The sequence below is a fragment of the Acinetobacter sp. ANC 5414 genome, from assembly GCF_013004295.1.
Classification (GTDB): domain Bacteria; phylum Pseudomonadota; class Gammaproteobacteria; order Pseudomonadales; family Moraxellaceae; genus Acinetobacter.
In genome coordinates, this window is the sequence record NZ_JABERM010000010.1 from 110,344 (window position 1) to 128,676 (window position 18,333).

Annotated in this window: 11 protein-coding genes; 7 read left to right on the plus strand and 4 right to left on the minus strand. The window is 42.5% G+C overall.

Annotated elements, in window-relative coordinates; all coding sequences use genetic code 11:
• Window positions 1-97: 97 nt before the first annotated feature.
• Window positions 98-802: a DUF8198 family protein gene (locus HLH18_RS06305; protein ID WP_171546192.1), complete on the minus strand. Its 705-nt coding sequence runs from the start codon at window positions 800-802 to the stop codon at window positions 98-100.
• 207 nt (window positions 803-1,009) lie between these two features.
• On the opposite strand from HLH18_RS06305, the gene pap reads away from it, so the two are divergent.
• On the plus strand, window positions 1,010-2,428 hold the full coding sequence (gene pap, locus HLH18_RS06310; protein ID WP_171546193.1) for a polyphosphate:AMP phosphotransferase: 1,419 nt from the start codon (window positions 1,010-1,012) through the stop codon (window positions 2,426-2,428).
• Window positions 2,429-2,484: 56 nt separating this feature from the next.
• Here the strand turns inward: pap and HLH18_RS06315 are convergent, their stop codons facing one another.
• Window positions 2,485-2,991, minus strand: a complete 507-nt coding sequence (locus tag HLH18_RS06315) for a hypothetical protein (RefSeq protein WP_171528420.1) — start codon at window positions 2,989-2,991, stop codon at window positions 2,485-2,487.
• A gap of 182 nt (window positions 2,992-3,173) precedes the next feature.
• On the opposite strand from HLH18_RS06315, the gene HLH18_RS06320 reads away from it, so the two are divergent.
• The 6 genes from HLH18_RS06320 (at window position 3,174) to HLH18_RS06345 (ending at window position 17,505) form a co-directional block, all read left to right on the plus strand.
• A complete protein-coding gene (locus tag HLH18_RS06320; protein ID WP_171546194.1) occupies window positions 3,174-6,866 on the plus strand; it encodes an exodeoxyribonuclease V subunit gamma in 3,693 nt (1,230 codons plus the stop codon).
• Between the two features lie 6 nt (window positions 6,867-6,872).
• Window positions 6,873-10,583 carry a UvrD-helicase domain-containing protein gene (locus HLH18_RS06325; protein WP_171546195.1) on the plus strand — a complete coding sequence of 1,237 codons (3,711 nt, stop codon included), beginning with the start codon at window positions 6,873-6,875 and terminating at the stop codon, window positions 10,581-10,583.
• Window positions 10,584-10,646: 63 nt separating this feature from the next.
• Window positions 10,647-12,401: an exodeoxyribonuclease V subunit alpha gene (recD, locus tag HLH18_RS06330; protein WP_171546196.1), complete on the plus strand. Its 1,755-nt coding sequence runs from the start codon at window positions 10,647-10,649 to the stop codon at window positions 12,399-12,401.
• 1,001 nt (window positions 12,402-13,402) lie between these two features.
• Window positions 13,403-13,672, plus strand: a complete 270-nt coding sequence (gene rpsO / locus HLH18_RS06335) for a 30S ribosomal protein S15 (RefSeq protein ID WP_131287789.1) — start codon at window positions 13,403-13,405, stop codon at window positions 13,670-13,672.
• Between the two features lie 253 nt (window positions 13,673-13,925).
• Window positions 13,926-16,013, plus strand: coding sequence for a polyribonucleotide nucleotidyltransferase (gene pnp / locus HLH18_RS06340; protein WP_171546341.1), 2,088 nt, complete (start codon window positions 13,926-13,928; stop codon window positions 16,011-16,013).
• A gap of 256 nt (window positions 16,014-16,269) precedes the next feature.
• On the plus strand, window positions 16,270-17,505 hold the full coding sequence (locus HLH18_RS06345) for a magnesium transporter CorA family protein (RefSeq protein ID WP_171546197.1): 1,236 nt from the start codon (window positions 16,270-16,272) through the stop codon (window positions 17,503-17,505).
• Window positions 17,506-17,630: 125 nt separating this feature from the next.
• Here HLH18_RS06345 and HLH18_RS06350 read toward each other — a convergent pair whose 3' ends face one another.
• Window positions 17,631-17,897 carry an HP1242/YdcH family protein gene (locus tag HLH18_RS06350; RefSeq protein WP_131287780.1) on the minus strand — a complete coding sequence of 89 codons (267 nt, stop codon included), beginning with the start codon at window positions 17,895-17,897 and terminating at the stop codon, window positions 17,631-17,633.
• A 97-nt stretch (window positions 17,898-17,994) separates the two neighbouring features.
• On the minus strand, window positions 17,995-18,333 hold the full coding sequence (locus HLH18_RS06355; protein WP_131287777.1) for a chaperone modulator CbpM: 339 nt from the start codon (window positions 18,331-18,333) through the stop codon (window positions 17,995-17,997).

An 18,333-nucleotide genomic window follows, 5' to 3' on the forward strand; every position in this document is an offset into this window, starting at 1 on the left:
TACAGCAATCCGCATGCAATTGTTATGAATAATATACAGAAATTTGCTCTGTGTTTTTATTCGCGGCTCATTGTGTTATTTCCATCACAGCATGACGTTATTGAAATGGATTCGGATCACCTGCATGAACTTTATGAATGATTTGACGTTCAACCGCAGTAAAATCTTTGACAAACTTCTCTGCCGACTTTAACGGTTTCATCGCTAAAAAGCCATCCTGCATGAACTCATACATGATGTCGAAATTATATTTGCTGGCAGCACCTTTACACATTTTAAATGCGGTATAGACCATAAATGAGCGCATATACTTATCTAAATTAAAACCCAGTTGATCCAGTAAATCCAGCTGTGTGAGGCGCTGTTGCCCCTGATCCAGTTTAAGATAAGTCAGACGCATCATCTCATCAGTTAAGGTTTCATGGGGATGATAGTCTTCGAGCAATTGCATTGCCACTTGTTCATCCAGTTGGACTGCTAAAATCGCCAAAGACACACTTGATGTTCCTGTTTTAATGGCATTTTCAGAAAGTAGCTTTTCGGCTTTGTGTGCATATTTCGCTAAACGTGCAATTTGCTCTGCCAGGGCATCGAAATCTGGACCGCCATACAGGCGATTCAGAAAATATTCAGACATTAAAATATTGTGTTTTTCTGAAAACTGTTCGACATGCGTGTTTTGCATGCGGTTTTTTTGCCAGGCTTGCACATCTTGAAGACGTTGGAAAATGTCAGGGTTTTGATGATAATTCAATTGATAGTACAACTCTAACAAGTCATCCAATGCAGCCAGTTTCGACATTATGCGTCCCTATTATTTTTCAGTTGGGTAAATCTTAGAGGTAGATTGACAAAGCTGCTATGACAAAATGATGAAAAAATGATTTTAAACAGGTCAGTTTGATCTGGAAATAAGCAATTCTAAGCAACATAAACTGCACATCTTGCTATGTTGTGTCGTATTCAGCTTCGCTATACTGCCATGAAGAACGATAGATTTGAGAATTATATGCCTTCAGAAAAAATAGAAAGTCAGCTGCTGGATGAAGATGAGCTCTCCTTGAATCTGATTGAAGCACAATATCTTTTAAAAAATACCCGCGATCAAAAGAATGCTAAAAGTGTTCTGGTTTTAGTCAATGGAATTGAATTGGCGGGCAAGGGGGAGTCAGTCAAGCAACTCCGTGAATGGGTTGATCCCCGTTATTTGCGAGTCAAAGCAGATCCACCAATCATGTTGAATCAGAAGCAAATTTTTTGGCAGCCTTACGCACCTTCTATTCCTGCCGAAGGTGAAATTATGGTGATGTTTGGCAATTGGTACACTGATTTGCTGGTCACTGCCTTGCATGTGTCCAAGCCCTTGGATGAAACGCTGTTTGATGCATACATTGAAGATATGCGTGCTTTTGAGCAGGATTTAAAAAACAATCATGTTGACGTGATTAAAGTCTGGTTTGACTTGTCGTGGAAATCTTTGCAGAAACGACTTGACAATATTGATCCGAGTGAAGTGCATTGGCACAAATTGCATGGTCTGGACTGGCGCAATAAAAAACAATATGACAACGTGCAAAAGCTGCGTCAGCGCTTTACCCAAGACTGGACAATTATCGATTGTGAAGATGAAAAAACGCGAGATCAACAATTTGCGCAGACCATTTTGGCAGCCATGAAGCATTGTCCTAAACATTTAAGTCAAAGCACAGCCACGTGGAAACAAGCTGCTGTTCCAGAACTGTTATTGCATCCTGAAAATCAGCCGATTACCAAAGAAGATTATAAAAAAGAGCTGAAAAACCTGTCTATTAAGGTGGCAGAAGCCCTACGTTTTGATGATCTTAAGGCCATTGTTGTTTTGGAAGGAATGGATGCGGCAGGTAAAGGCGGAGCGATTAAACGCATTGTCAAAAATCTTGATCCACGTGAATATGATATTCACCCCATTTCAGCGCCTGAGACATATGAAATACGTCATCCCTATTTATGGCGTTTTTGGACCAAGTTACAAACGGAGGAGGATATTACCATTTTTGACCGTTCCTGGTATGGCCGGGTATTGGTTGAGCGTGTTGAGGGTTTTGTCAACGAGGCCGAATGGCAACGTGCCTATGATGAAATTAACCGTTTTGAAAAAGATTTAGTCAATAGTCGAACGGTGGTGATTAAATTGTGGCTGGCGATTAGTAAGGATGAACAAGAGGCGCGCTTTAAAGTACGTGAAGCAACCCCGCATAAACGCTTCAAAATTACCGCAGATGATTGGCGTAATCGTGAAAAATGGGATGAATACTTAAGTGCCGCAGCAGATATGTTTGAAAGAACAAGTACAGCCCATGCTCCTTGGTATATTATTGCGACGAATGATAAAAATACGGCACGTTTAGAAGTATTACGAGCCATTTTAAAACAGCTGAGAGCGAATTAAGACTCTCAGCGGAGAGATTAATCTGCCTTGATCATCCACCACTTAGCACAGATGGTTTAATTCACCACCTGTGCTTTTTGTTTTTGTTGAATACCATTGGCAATTTTGTAACATTCTTCTACATGGGCTCCAGCGACTTTTTTCATCACAAAATAGCCTAAACTTGCCGCAACAATTTGTCCGCCTAAGGGGATAAATTTAGTCACTTGTTTGGTGATGACCTTTGCTGCCACATTGTTGAGGGATTTTTTGACCGCAGTACGGGCAACCACCAAACCAGAAAACTCGACCCCACGTTTACGCAGTTCATTCCACTGCACTTGTTTGGTTTCTGGATCATAGACGCTGATTTGTTCAGGGGCCAAACCAAAACGTGCATTCACTTCTGGAATGAGTTGTGACAAAATTCCGACGTCGATGACAACATCCAGAAACGGAACAGGTACTACTGCAGCACCTGCAGAACAGTAAGCACGTTTTTTGACAAGTTCTAAGCATTCCGCACGAATGGCTTCCAAATCTAATGCTGGGTCTATTGAGTCTGGAATTTTATCTATTTTCATCATGTAAATACCTTAAATTTCGTGTTATTTGTTCTATTCAACCATCATTAAGGTGTGAATTTCAAAGCATTTTTAAATTCAATGACCACCTAAAAGTGACATAGACAGATGCAGATGTATAGTAAATAATCTTTGTGGTTTTGTAGATATTTAATTTTGAAAAAAACAGGAGTAGGTAATTAATGGCAATTCATGTGATTCAAAGTCAGCGTATTGATGTACTGGTACATGCCATGCTGACGACCGTGAATAAGCCTGCTAATACGCCTTTTCAGGTTCTGCAAACCCAGCATTTTATTGTGCCATCACATGCTATGGAAACATGGCTCACGCAAAAACTGGCAGAACAAAAAGGCATCAGTGCCAATACCCAGTTTCATCACCGTATTCGTGGTTTTCAGTGGTCAGCTTATCAATGGGTGCTGGTCGATCAAAAAGAACAAGTCCGTAAAGCCAATATTCCCCGCATTATTATTAAGTGGCGCGTGTTTCAGGCGCTGAAAACCTTTATTCAGGCCGAACAAAATCCTTTAGCCTTAGATCATCCTTTACATTCCATTGTGCAACGGATTTATGACAGTGCCGATCGTTTGGAACAAGGCGTAGAAAAACAGCTGAAAAAGCAGGGCATGCTGTATTGGGTGGCGGAACAGGTATCACGTCTGTTTAGTCATTACATGGAATATCGCGGGCATTGCCAGAAAAATTGTCCACCGAATATGTGCAGTTGTCCAAGCAACTGGTTACAGGCTTGGGGGCAAAACAAAGAACTCTCTATTGAAGATATGTTCTTTAAAACCAATACTGAAATTTCTGAATTTACCCTGAATCAGGCACGCGAACTGGAAGCTTGGCAGCGCTGGTTATGGCAGGAAGTGTTTCATCAGGACTTTGAACAAATGCAAAGTATTGATGCGATGTTCTGGGAAATTCTGGATGATCCAGAAACACGTAAAGTGGCCTTAAAAAAACTGCCGCGACAATTGGTGATTTTTACCTTACTCGATTTACCGCCGATGCAACTGGAGTTTTTACGCCGTTTGGGGCAGTACATCGATATTTATATTCTGCATTACAACCCTTCGCAAGAATATTGGGCAGACAGTGTGGATCCGAACTGGAAAGCACGCTATGACGTACGGGTCAAAGAACGCTTTATTGCCAAAAACCCGAAAGCCAGTGATGCTGATATTGAAAAATTCTTTCAGGAATTTACCTTAAACTTTAATGCTGAACAGCGTGAGTCACGTCATCCGTTACTGACCCGTTTTGGTAAACAGGCACGTGATCATTTTTCCTTGTTGTCCAACTTGTCTTCAGGCGAAGATGGGGTCTGGGCAGATGTCTTTGTCGATGAATATAAACAGAATCTGCTCGGTAAAATTCAGTCGGATGTGTTGTATCTGGTCGAGCCTGAACAGCATCAATATATTTTGGATGAGCAGGATGATTCGATACAGATTCATGTCTGCCATTCCAGTTTGCGCCAGCTTGAAGTTTTAAAAGAACAGCTGATTCACTGGTTAGCGCAAGGCACAAAAGATGCACCACGCAGGCCAAGTGACATCTTGGTTTTAAGCCCAAGCTTGAGTGAACTTGAACCGCTGATTCGCAGTGTATTTGCACCACCACCCAGTGAACGTGATCTGATTCATCAAAAAACGGGCAGCAGTCATCAACTCTCCAAAGACAGTGTTTATTTGCCGATTAAAATTGCCGGCGTGACCCAGCTGGATGCGCTGAACGCCTGGAAAGCGGTGCTGGGGCGCATTGAATTGATTCAAGGGCGTTTTACCATTGAGGATTTTGCCGATTGGCTTAGTCTGGGTGCTACCCAGCAGCGTTACGCTTTAGAAGTCAATTCAATTGAACGTATCACTGAATTGCTGGTGGATGCCGGCTTTAAACGTGGACTGGATGCAGAGCATTTACAACGCAGTTTGTCTGCAGGCGATGAAGACTATCGTTTTAGTTTTAAATTCGCGCTTGATCGTTTGGCTTTGGGGATTGCCATTCCCGAACATACCTTGTTTCAAGGCACGCTGAGTTTTGCCAAAGTATTGCCAAGCGACTTTGAGCTGATTGCCAAGTTGATTCAGATTTATCAGGATTTTGATGCCCGCCGTGACTGGATGATTGCGCATGAGCAAGGTCAGACTGTAGCTGTAGAGCAATGGCTCAAACGCCTGATGCAGGACATTGCCGAGTTTGAACAGGCCGGTGTTGAATCCTTAACGGCTGTTTATAAAATTATTAAAAAACAGGAACGAATGCTGACACTGGCGAGTTTCTATGATGAGCATGATCATCATGCCTTGCGCAGCCTAAGTTTGCCGTTGCCTTATTTGCTGGCGGAAATTAACACTACTTTGGAAGCACAGCTGGAACATGCTGAACCGACTGGACAGATTACCTTTAGCCAGATCGGGCAGATCCGTCCTGTGCCGTATAAATTGATTGTGATGCTTGGACTCGACAGCGGCAAGTTTCCGAATCGAACCCAACATTTACCCTTCGATTTGATGGATTTACTGAAACCCCAGTTGGGCGATCGTTCCCGCCTGGAAGATGATCAGGGGGCATTTTTAGATAATCTGCTGTTGGCACAGGATAACCTGTGGCTGTTTTATAACGGCTTCGATATTAATGATGGTGAAGTACGTGATCCGTCGACCGTGTTACAGGAACTGATTCAGCATCTGGCCTTTATTGTTCAGACCAAACAGCCCGATACAGAAGCGGATGCAACCGTGGAGATCAATGGGGTGGAGGTGCCTGAACAACTGCAGTCACTTTATCATGTGCATCCTTTATTACCCTTTGATCCGGCGGGATTTGAATCGGCTCGGCCAGTGCGTTATCAGGATCAATGGTTCTGTGTGGCGGGGCAACTGCGGCATGCCACGGGACAGCGCTTGTCTTGGGTGAATACGCCCTATCAAAATCTGCAGCAAGATGTTCAGGTGCTGGACAGTCATCAATGGATTCAGGATGTGACCTTCCCGGCACGCTTATATTTAAAAACGCTCGGTGTGGAAAATTTGCATCCTGAAGATTTACCCGCGGTGCAAGAACCTTTGTTACTGGATGGTTTAGGACGTTATGCCGTGCGCCAGTTCTTGCAAAAGCAGGAGGGTGCCGCGCAACCTGAATTACTGATGGATCAATTGCCGATTGGCAAGCTGCAACAGAGTAGCTGGCAGATGAGCGTGGTGGAGCAAGAACGTTTAAAAGCACGATTGTTGAAATATGCTCCTGAAGTCACGCCGACCACGCAGCAAGTGTGGAAGGTCAATGATCATGTTTATATGAACATCAACCTGCCGAAAAATAGTGCTGAAAAATGGGTCAGTCTGGAAGCATCGAGTGCACGTGCCAAACGTCGCGCCAAAGTCTGGCTGGAATATCTGCTTTGGCTGGCTTATCTGAACATGGGTGAGGGTGGCGAAAAACTGGCACGGATTGTGGTGTTCAGTGACCGAACCATTTTATGTCATGGCGTCACCTCGAATAAAGCACGCGAGTGGCTGGATCACTGGCTGGCGGCCTGGAAATACGGGCAAAGCCAACCGCTGGTTTTGCCTGCGGCATTGCTGCTTAAAATTGCTGAAAAAGACAAACAGCATGACTGGCAACCGAATGAACAGAACCAGATGTGCATTGATGATATGGATGTGATCTATAAAGACTGGCATGAAGATGGCAAGTTCAGCGGTTTTTCTGTCGCAGATAATGAAGCCACCAAAATGCACCGTGACTGGCAGTTTATTTTACAGGAACAGGATGCGACTGCATTGCTTGAAGATGCCTGCGCGCAATTTTCCTATCAGCTTTATCAGCCCGTGTTCTGGCATCAACAAGTGATTGAGGAATAACAATAAATGAATCATCCTCAAAGTTTAAGAAAGATTTCCTTTAACCCGATTGTGGATATGCAATTCAAAGGCTTGCACTGGATTGAGGCTTCGGCCGGTACAGGGAAAACCTTTACCCTGTCCAGTTTGATGGTGCGGATTTTACTGAATCAGTATCTGCCGAATCAGGTGATTGCCACCACTTTTACCCGTAAAGCTGCAGCAGAACTGAAAAACCGGATTCGACTGCGTTTGGTTGAAACCTTACGTTATTTTGAAAGCTGCCAAAAATTAACTGATGCTGAAATTCAAGCCAAAATTGCCTCTGAAACCGATCCCTTATTTCAAAAAGTCCTGACCGATTATGCAACACGCGTGGATTTTGCCCGTGAACGTTTAAAACTGGTGCTTGATCAGCTGGATGAACTGTTCGTGGGGACACTGGACAGTTTCAGTCAAAAGCTGTTGCGTGAGTTTTCATTTGAAAGTGGCAAAATTGAACGTGCCGATATCACCGATGATGCCAAGAATTATACCCATCAGCTGATTCATGATGTATTACGTGAATGGATTCAGTTGCAACCGCAAAATGTGGTCAATTATCTACTGCTTAATCAAAAGTTAAAATCGCAGGACGCTTATGTCCCTGTGGTGGAAAATACCCTGAACTTTGCTTCGGCACAGTTTCAGGAAGTCACTGCGCCAGAACTGGATTTAAACCAGTTTGAACAGCTGGTGGATAACTTTATTCAGCTGGATTTAAGCCTGATTCCCACCTTGAGCGAATACTATTCGGCTGATGGACAATATCATTCGGTGATTGGTAAAAAATGGCGTAGCGATGGCTTGATGCAACGCACGCTATGTGATGATTTACCGGCTTTTATTCAGGCTTTGGCTGAACAGCGCAGCTATGCTTTATTTGCACCGCATTTTGAAAAGACCCTGAAAAACCTGACCGATCTCGCCACTAAAAAAGTCCTGAATAAATGTGCTGAAGATGTGCTGAATCAGTTCGAGCAGCATGGGGTGATTCAATCGCTGAAAAGTTTTTGTGAGGCTTTGTCCAAACTGAATATGGATCTGGATTTACTGGATGCCTATTTGAAATTTTATTTAAGCCGCGAAGTGAAAAAGCGTTTACCGCAAGTGCTGCAGCAGAAAAGTGAAACCACCTTTGCCCAGCAGATTCGGACATTGTCGGAAGCACTGCAAGGCGAGCAAGGTTTGCGTTTTGCCAAGTTTGTGCAGGCACATTATCCCTTGATTTTGGTGGATGAATTTCAGGATACCAACCAGGATCAGGACGATATGCTGTCGCAGATCTGGCGTGATCAGAAGCGTTATATGCAAGGCTGCATGATCATGGTCGGTGACCCGAAACAGGCGATTTACGGCTTTCGCGGTGGCGACATGCTGACCTATAACAAGGCTCGTGCTGATGTGCTGTCCAAACAAGGTCAGGAATACAGTTTGCGACACAACCATCGTTCAGTTAAAGCGTTAGTAGAAGCTGTCGATGCTTTATTCCAGCGCCAGATGGATTTTGGTGAAGAGGTGTTTTACAGTCCAGTTGAAGTCGGTGTTCGTCCCCATCCACCGCTGATTGATGGACAAGGTGAAAATCACCAACCCTTACGCTGGGTACAATTGAGTGATAAAAAAGCAGAGCCGATTCAGGTCGCATGGAAAATTCGGGATTTACTCAATCAGGGCATAGAAGAAAAACTCTATCTGGCAGAAAAAACTGGACCGAAATATCTGATTGAAAATGACATCGCGATTTTATCGAAAAACCATGATGGTCTGGACAAAGTCCAATATGAATTGGAGCGTTTAGGTATTCGGGTCAATCGCCCATCGAAACGCAGCGTGTTTGATCATCAGGTTGCCAAAGATGTTGGTGCAGTGCTGGCTGCCATTATGCATCCTTATGATGAAGGCAAAATTAAGCGTGCTTTACTCAGCCGATTATTGGGTTTTAATTTACAGCAGCTGATTCAACTTGAAGCGCAGGCGGATGGTTTAAGCCAGTTCATTTACGATTTTGACTGCATTCGTGAAATGTGGCTGGAAAAAGGTTTTTTAACGGCTTGGCAGTATTGTCTAAACCTATTTCAAGTTTGGAAAAACTTGGTAGCGAGCCAAAGCCGGGATAATGAACGCACGGTAGTGAATTTGCGCCATCTGACCGAATTACTCAGTCAGCACAGTGAACAATACCAAGGCGCACAAAAGCTCTATCACTGGTATTTAAAACAACTGCAATCTCCGGCGGAAAGGGAGTGGGAACTGGAGCGTAAACTGTCGAATGAGGCAGGAGTGCAATTGATGACCATTCATCAGTCCAAAGGGCTGGAGTTTAAAATTGTCTTTTTATTGGGGGCTGATAAAGACTTCAAGGAAATGAACAAAACCCTGAATTTTTCCACCGTAGATCATGTCCATCCGGTGACAGGTAAAGTTGAAGTACAGCGTGTGGTTGCGGTGAATGACAAGAACTTGCTGCAACAAGCTGCAATTGATCAGCACAATGCACGTGCTGTGGCGGAGCAACATCGACTCTGGTATGTGGCACTGACCCGAGCCAGCCATCGTGTCTACGCCATGTTGCAGGATCAGGACGGTAAATCAAATCATGGTTTGGCATTCTGGCGTGGGCAAGCACCACAAACTTTTGCTCATCCGGGGAGTGCAGATGAAGCTTTGCTGAATGAGAAGCCGATCAAGTTACAGCCCAAACAGCAGCAAGAAGTTTTACCTTTACAGGCTTTGGAATTTCCCACGCAGCGTTTTTATCCACGTTCCAAAACCAGTTTCAGTGCACTGGCACAGCATTTAAGCCGTAAACAAGCGATGGATGCTTTGGCGGTCAATACCGAACCAATGCTCAGTGCAGCGGATGAAATTCACGTGATTGAACCGCTTGAAACCGTTTCGAACCAACCCTTGTCATGGATCAAGCGTAACTTTCCGATGGGCACTGTGGCGGGAACCTTCCTGCATGAAATTTTTGAACATATCGATTTCAAAGATCAACAGGATTGGCCTTTGGAGATTCGCCGCCGTTTTAAAAATGACTATCCAGGTTTATGGTTAGAACTCTGTGCTAAATATGAACAGGAATTTCAGCAGCAGGATGAAGAACAGCTGATTACCTGGATGGGGGAATGGTTGCAACAGGTTTTAGTCACACCTTTGCATCAGGATTTTCAGCTGAATCAACTGACCGAACATGAACATCTGGCTGAATTTCCATTTTATTTGTCTCTGTCCGATCATGTCTTGGCGATTCAACGTATTCATCAACTGTACGCAGAATATGGCATAGAGATGCTGGATTTTAACCAAGCTAATTCTGCACGTTATTTAACCGGTTCAATTGATCTGGTTTATTTTGATGGTCAGCAATATCACATTGCCGATTATAAAAGTAACTTTTTAGGCACCGATCAATCGCATTATGCCGGAACGGCAATCAGGCAAAGTATGTCGCAAGCCAGTTACTGGTTGCAGGCAGGCCTGTATCTGGTGGCGTTGCATCGTTATTTAACGGTTCAAATGCAGAACTATGACATTGAGACGCATTTGGGCGGTGCAAGTTATTTGTATTTGCGCGGCATGAATGGACAAGCTGAACACGGTTTTTATCACTGGAAACCGGATGCCGAATTTGTCCTGCGTCTTGATGCTATTTTGGGCTACTTTGCTGAAGATAAAAGCAGCAAAATCGCTTAATTTATCGAAATTAGTAGATTGTAAACAATAAATTAAGCTGTGGATAACCTTGAGGGTAAATGTGTGGAAAATAAACAATATAAAGAGGGTCAAAGCGCTGAATGGATCAGCACTTGGAGTCAGTTTATTCGCCAGAAACCTTTTAGTCATGCATCACAGCAGGAAAATAGCAGCGATATTATCGAGCAAGTTCTGGAAGCGATTCAACAAGGCGATAGTTGTATTTCTGCAACTCAAGCACAAGCCGATACCCTGAATGATTTAGTGGTTTCAGTATCCAATATTCAGCAGCAGATTGCCCCCTTTGTTTATGAAGACAATCGTTTGTATTTATATCGCTATTGGGCATTGGAACAGTCTTTGGCTCAACAAGTGGCACGTTTAAAACAGCAAAATATCGAAGCCGTTGATATTTCGGCTTATCCCGATTTATTAACAGATGAACACCAAATTCAAGCCTTAAGTATGGTGGCGAAGCAAGCACTGAATATTATTACCGGTGGACCGGGGACAGGGAAAACCTACACGCTGGCACGTATTATTGCCGTGCTGAATCAGGCGCTGCCGAATATCCGTATTGCCATGGCAGCACCGACGGGTAAAGCGGCACAGCGTATGAAAGAGGCGCTGCAAAACTCGCTGAATGACGAAAAGTTGCAGGATTTGGTCAGTGATGATTTAAAACAACTCAATCCGATTACCATTCACCGATTATTGGGTTTGGGAACTAACTATCAGCCACGTTTTCATGCCAAACAACCTTTGCCGTATGACGTGATTGTGGTCGATGAAGCCTCGATGCTGGACCTAAGTTTGGCCAATATGTTGTTGTCTGCGGTGCCTGATCAGGCACGGTTAATTTTATTGGGCGATGCGGATCAGTTGGCAGCAGTCGATGTCGGTTCAGTGCTGGCAGATTTACAGCAAGTCCCCGCTTTAGCCGAGAATCGGGTGAATTTGGTCACCAGTCGCCGTTTTAAAGAGGGTGCATTGATTGGGCAAATGGCGAAATTTATTCAAGAGCAACAACCCACTCAAAATGGCGTAGCATTGTTAGGGAAGTTTGCCGAGCAAGTGGTTCATCCGAGTGAGATAAAATCTGTATCCCTTCAATCTGACATGGAGGATCAAATTCAGCTGGAATATCTGCCACAGCATATGTCCAAGCAATTTGACCGAACCCCCTATTACGACAAACTGATGTTGGGGTATCAACCTTATATTGAAGTCTTGAAAAGTTATTTAACTGCCGATGAACCGGAACTTTGGGTACCACAAGTAGTCAAAGTTTTTGATGATTACCGAATTTTGGCTGCCATTCGACATGGTGCTTTGGGTTTGACCCAGCTGAATCTACACATCGAACAACGCTTACTCGATGCTTTATCACTACAGATGAGCAAGCAAGGGGATTGGTATGTCGGTCGTCCAGTGATGATGACGTATAACGATTATCAACTGGGCTTGTCGAATGGTGATATCGGGATCTGTTTTAAACGCAGTCGAGATGGACAATCACAGTTTGAGGTCTATTTCCCAAGTTTGGAAAAATGGGTACCTGCTACCCGCTTACCGAAAAGTATTGAAACGGCATTTGTGCTGACGATTCATAAATCGCAAGGTTCAGAATTTACCCATACCGCAGTGGTTTTAGATGAAACGGCAAAGGATTTATTAAGTAAAGAATTACTGTATACCGCCATTACCCGTGCCAAAAAGGTGGTGAGTCTTTTGGCAGATCAAGACGCTTTAGTACAATCTTTAACCGTTAAAACTATGAGAAAAAGCGGGTTATTAGAGAAGATTAATAATTTCTAAGTTATTGACTAAATTGTTAACTATAAATAAATAAACTTTGCTTTTGTACGAAATTGCTTACAGCGATTCGAGAAATTGCCGCATAGAGCTTTATGAATGTTTTTGAGATGATGGCTGCACATAAAAAGCTCAACACGGAAAGTTGGGTAAAATCGCCATAAAATATAATAATAATGTCGAGAGACAGCGAACTTACAGTGAAGTAAGTAAAAGAGGAAACTTACAGCCGCTAAGCCTTGTAGTTTTGGGAGAGACTACAGGGCTTTTTTATATGTAAAAAATATCACTTTTCACAAAATGATTTGCTTAATCTGTCATGGACACTAAAAATATCAGTGGGTTTATTTTTAAAGTGGGTTCAAATGTCAGGGTTTGTATTCGATAGATATTAAATTAACGATTAGTTATTGTATTTAAATACTATTGTTAGGTGGGTCACATTAATTGGGTAATAAAAAAATAATTAATGTACGTAAAAGCTTACAAATAGATACGCAAAAGGCGACTTCTTTACATAAAGCTTTATGGCAAAATCGATCACACAGGGAAGTACTAGTTACACAGGGATTGTTTATAATAATAACCGCGAAACAGCGAACATTATTACTATAAATAAAATAATAATTATTAAAACATAAGAAACTACAGCGCAAAAAAAGCCCAAGCCTAGCTTGGGCTTTTTTTTATCCTGTATGGGGATGATGTATGCAATGGATGCGAATGCTTAGGATGACGCTTCCCAACATATAAAAAAGAATGAAAAACCGATCTGGAGGACGTGATTTCATTGCTGGATTGCTAAGCTAAATTTAAAGATAGAAAAATAAAAACTGTAGCTGATCAGCGAATTGAAATAAAAAGATGAAAACATGTTTCTATTTTTGCAATCACCTGACTTTTCCCTTAAAATAGCGCACTTGCTGTAGTGATGCACGGCAGTCAATTGAGTGATCAATTGATTCCTATCATATGTAATTTTTTAAGCATCTCGGAGAAATCGAATGGCTTTAACAAACGCAGATCGCGCAGAGATCGTTGCTAAATATGCTCGCGCTGAAAACGACACTGGTTCACCTGAAGTACAAGTAGCTTTGTTGACTGCACAAATCAATGATTTGCAAGGTCACTTTAAAGAACACAAACACGACCACCATAGCCGTCGCGGTCTTATCCGTATGGTTAACCAACGTCGTAAGCTTCTTGACTACCTTAAAGGTAAAGACACTACTCGTTACGGCGCTTTGATCACTGCTTTAGGTTTACGTCGTTAATTCGATTAAACTTATTTTTCGGACTATTGCATTTTGAATGCTGTCAGACTGAAAAAGAAAGTCTACCTGGCTTCGGCCAGGTATTGGGAAGGGGCGATTGTTTCGCTCCTTCTTTGTGTCTTAAATTAGTGTTTTGACAATCTGGTGAGGTCGGCTTCTAAGCTTTGTCATTTATACTTACAGCTGAGTAATGTGAATGCCAAACCTTAGGGGTCTCCACTAGAATAAAATCAGGAAACAAAAATACATGTCGATGTTTAATATTATTCGTAAAGAATTCCAGTTCGGTCAACACCAGGTTGTACTAGAAACTGGTCGTGTTGCACGTCAAGCAAACACAGTTGTAATCACTATGGGCGGTGTAACTGTACTTGTTGCTGTTGTTGCTCAACCAAAAGCAAAAGCAGGTCAGGACTTCTTCCCACTTACTGTTAACTATCAAGAAAAACAATATGCTGCCGGTCGTATTCCAGGTGGTTATGGTAAACGTGAAGGCCGTGCGTCTGAAGCTGAAACTTTAATTTCACGCTTAATCGACCGTCCAATTCGTCCGTTGTTCCCAGAAGGTTACTTCAACGAAATCCAGGTAACAGCAACTGTTATTTCTTCTGATAAAACGATGGATGCTGACATTGCTGCAATGCTCGGTACTTCAGCTGCAATGTCAATTGCAGGTACGCCTTTCCGTGGTCCAATCGCGGGTGCGCGTGTTGGTTTAATTAACGGCGAATACATTCTTAACCCGAACTACGAACAATTGAAAGAATCTGATCTTGATCTTGTTGTTGCGGGTACTGAATCTGCAGTGCTTATGGTTGAATCTGAAGCGAAAGAGCTTTCAGAAGATCAAATGTTGGGTGCTGTACTTTTCGGTCATGACGAAATGCAAATCGCGATTCAAGCGATTAAAGAATTTGCTGCTGCTGCAGGTGCGGTTGAATCTACTTGGACTGCTCCAGTTAAAAATGAAGCACTTCTTGCTCAATTGAAAGAAGCATTCGAAGCGAAAATCTCTGAAGCGTACACTATTGCAGTAAAACAAGACCGTTATGCGGCGCTTGATGCACTTTATGCTGAAGCCATTGCTCAATTCGTTCCAGAAAATGACGAAACGGGTATTGCTGATGAAGTGAACGAATTATTCGAAGACTTAAAATACCGTACCGTTCGTGACAATATCTTGTCTGGTAAACCGCGTATTGATGGCCGTGACACGAAAACTGTTCGTGGCTTAGACGTACAAGTGGGCGTTCTTGACCGTGCACACGGTTCAGCATTATTCACACGTGGTGAAACTCAAGCATTAGTTACTACAACTTTGGGTAACACACGTGATGCATTGATGGTTGACACGTTGTCAGGTACTAAAACTGACAACTTCATGTTGCACTACAACTTCCCTGCATACTCTGTAGGTGAAACGGGTCGTGAATCTGGTCCTAAACGTCGTGAAATCGGTCATGGCCGTTTGGCGCGTCGTGGTGTTCAAGCCGTGCTTCCACCAGCTGACCGCTTCCCGTACGTCATCCGTATCGTATCTGACATCACTGAATCTAACGGTTCATCTTCAATGGCTTCTGTATGTGGTGCTTCATTATCACTTATGGATGCAGGTGTTCCATTGAAAGCGCCAGTTGCAGGTATCGCAATGGGTCTAGTGAAAGAAGGCGAGCGTTTCGCAGTTCTTTCTGACATCTTGGGTGATGAAGATCACTTAGGCGACATGGACTTTAAAGTAGCCGGTTCTGCAAACGGTATTACTGCGCTTCAAATGGATATCAAGATCGAAGGTATCACTGAAGAAATCATGGAAGCTGCATTGAACCAGGCTTATGCGGGTCGTATGCACATCCTGAACGCAATGAACCAAGTGATTTCACGCGCTCGTCCTGAAATTTCTATGCATGCGCCTACATTCCAAGTGATCAACATCAACCCGGACAAAATCCGTGATGTAATCGGTAAAGGCGGCGCGACGATTCGTGCGATTACTGAAGAAACTAAAGCTGCAATTGATATCGAAGATAACGGTACAGTTCGCGTATTTGGTGAAACTAAAGCGGCTGCTGCTGCTGCGGTTGCTAAAATCCAGGCGCTTACTGCTGAAATCGAACCAGGTACAATTTACGTGGGTAAAGTGATTCGTATCGTTGAATTTGGTGCGTTTGTAAACATCATGCCAGGTACTGACGGCCTACTTCATATTTCTCAAATTTCTAACGAACGTATTGCCAATGTTGCAGACGTATTGACAGAAGGTCAGGAAATTAGAGTACAAGTTGCTGACGTTGATAACCGTGGTCGTATTAAATTGACGATGAAAGACATCGAACAAGTTTAATGTCTTGAATATTCACATGAGTTAACTCATGTGAATGAAAATCTATGAAAAGCCTTGAGCTTCGTCAAAGTCATCACTTTGGCTTGCTCAGGGCTTTTTTTTGGGATTTAACTTAGATTGAGATTTGGAAATAAGGTGTTATTTGATTGCTTAAGTTTTCAGCGCAGCTCATAATTTTAAGACCGATAGATTGGATTGCTCAGGTTTCTGTCGAGTAACAACAAAAAAGCAAAATTGTGAATAGAGAATTGTTTTAATGCAGGTTTATTATTTCTACCAACATCCGACAGAGCATCATATTTTTGTACAAAAAGAGCTAAATGCTGAAGCCGAACCTGAATTTATCTGGATCGATTGCACTCGGGGAGATGTGGTCACTCGTGCGGAGGCATGGCAAAAAGAAATATATCAGCATACACCTGTGTGCTTAAACGAATTTCATGTCAGAGATATTCTGAATTTAGAGCATCCCTGCGCATTTGATACTATGGATGACTATGATTTACTTATTTTTCGTAAACTCATTACCCCAGATGATGAAATAGAAACGGGTGAGCAGGCGCTTGAACTACATGAAAACATGTTTGGTTTAGCCACCACACCAATTAGTTTTATCATGACGCATCAAGTGCTGATTACGGTGCGTGAGCAAGGTAATAAAGCGATAGAAAATTATATTTCCCGTATTGAAACCAATTTTATCCGTTCCACTCAAGAACAAAATAAGTCACGAAAACTTCCTCTTACGCCACTCGATTTATCTTTGCGCTTGCTGAACAGTATGGTCGATGGCTATCTGGATTTACGTGTGCCGCTGACCCGACGGGTTGAGTTTTGGCAGCAGGAATTGTTACAAGGTCATCGCCGGTTTACCAAGTGGAATCAGTTGTTGCAAGAAAGCATGTCTTTTCAGCAAGTAGAAAATCTCTGTGAAGAACAAATTGATGCTTTACAAGAACTGCGTGATGAAATTGTCGATAATTACCCGCATTTAAAAGGCAAGAAGAAGTTTGAACGACAGGATATCATGCTGGTCCGTATGAATGATTTAGTCAGCCATGTGGAAAGAATTCAAAAACATACCATTCGTCTGCGCGCTTCTATTCAAGCTGCAATCGACTTGCATTTTTCAGCCATCGCCAATCAAACCAATGAAAATATGCGTATCCTGGCGATTATTACCGCCATTTTTGCACCGCTCACTTTATTGACCGGCGTGTATGGGATGAACTTTGAGTTTATTCCAGGCTTGAAATCACCCACCGGATTTTGGAGCATGTTGATCGTCATGCTCATCACCACTGTATTGCTAGTCTATTATTTTTATCGCAGACATTTGGTTGGGCGAGGGGAAAAGAGCGTGATTGATTTACTCGCCCAACAACATAAAGATCAGCGTGTGAATCTATTCTGGTTCCTGGATTATGAGCCGATTAAGCAATCGGTTAAAGAAACCATGAAAGAAGTCGAAAAACTGACCAAGTTAAAATAGGGGTTTGCTTTTTATAAATCGCTTTTATAAAAAGCAATCCTGTTTTTAAGCGCAACCAGATAGGTTGCCCTAAACTTAAACTCAGATAAGTGGAATGATCTGTCTTTTCTTATTAAGGTTAAAAGTTAAGAAAGATTAACCACTTGAGCAGTTCGCGTCAGTATTTTATAAATCTCATCTTTTATTTTTAGTTTTTTGCGCTTCATTGACTCAATATCATCATTGATCAGATTGACAGGATTGAGTTCAAGTTGAGCGATTTCTTTATCCAGCTCCTGATGACTCTCAAATATCTTGGCAAAATGAGGGTCATCATGACGTAGTTTATGGATCAGTTCCTGATGTTCAGGAAACATCTTTTTCACTTTTTTATTGCATTCTTTGGTTTTCATAAGCCTAAATTATTCTCACAAAATGGGTTTTTAGGATAAAAATAACACCTACATACTTGTCCCTATAGAGCAGTACGATTCAGTTTTAAAGGCTCAATCAAGAGTCTTTTACATTCATGTGTTTAACTTGCTTGCGTAATTGTTGTACTTCGTCGATTAAATCCAACATCATCGCCACCGCGGAAAGACTGGCATCAAAGTCGCGTTGTAAACGGTAAGCCCGACGCGCACGAGAAACGTCATCACCAAAGAACTGGTGAATACGTTCTTCTGGGCGGGTGTCTAAAATATCGTATTCAAGAAGTTGTAAAACCCATTCCGGACTTTGCCCACAGGCATCAGCAAAATGCTTTAAATCAAAACTATGATGCTCATCAATGACTTCCGCATGATTAAACCCATCACATATAATTTCACGATAATGAATAGTGGTCAT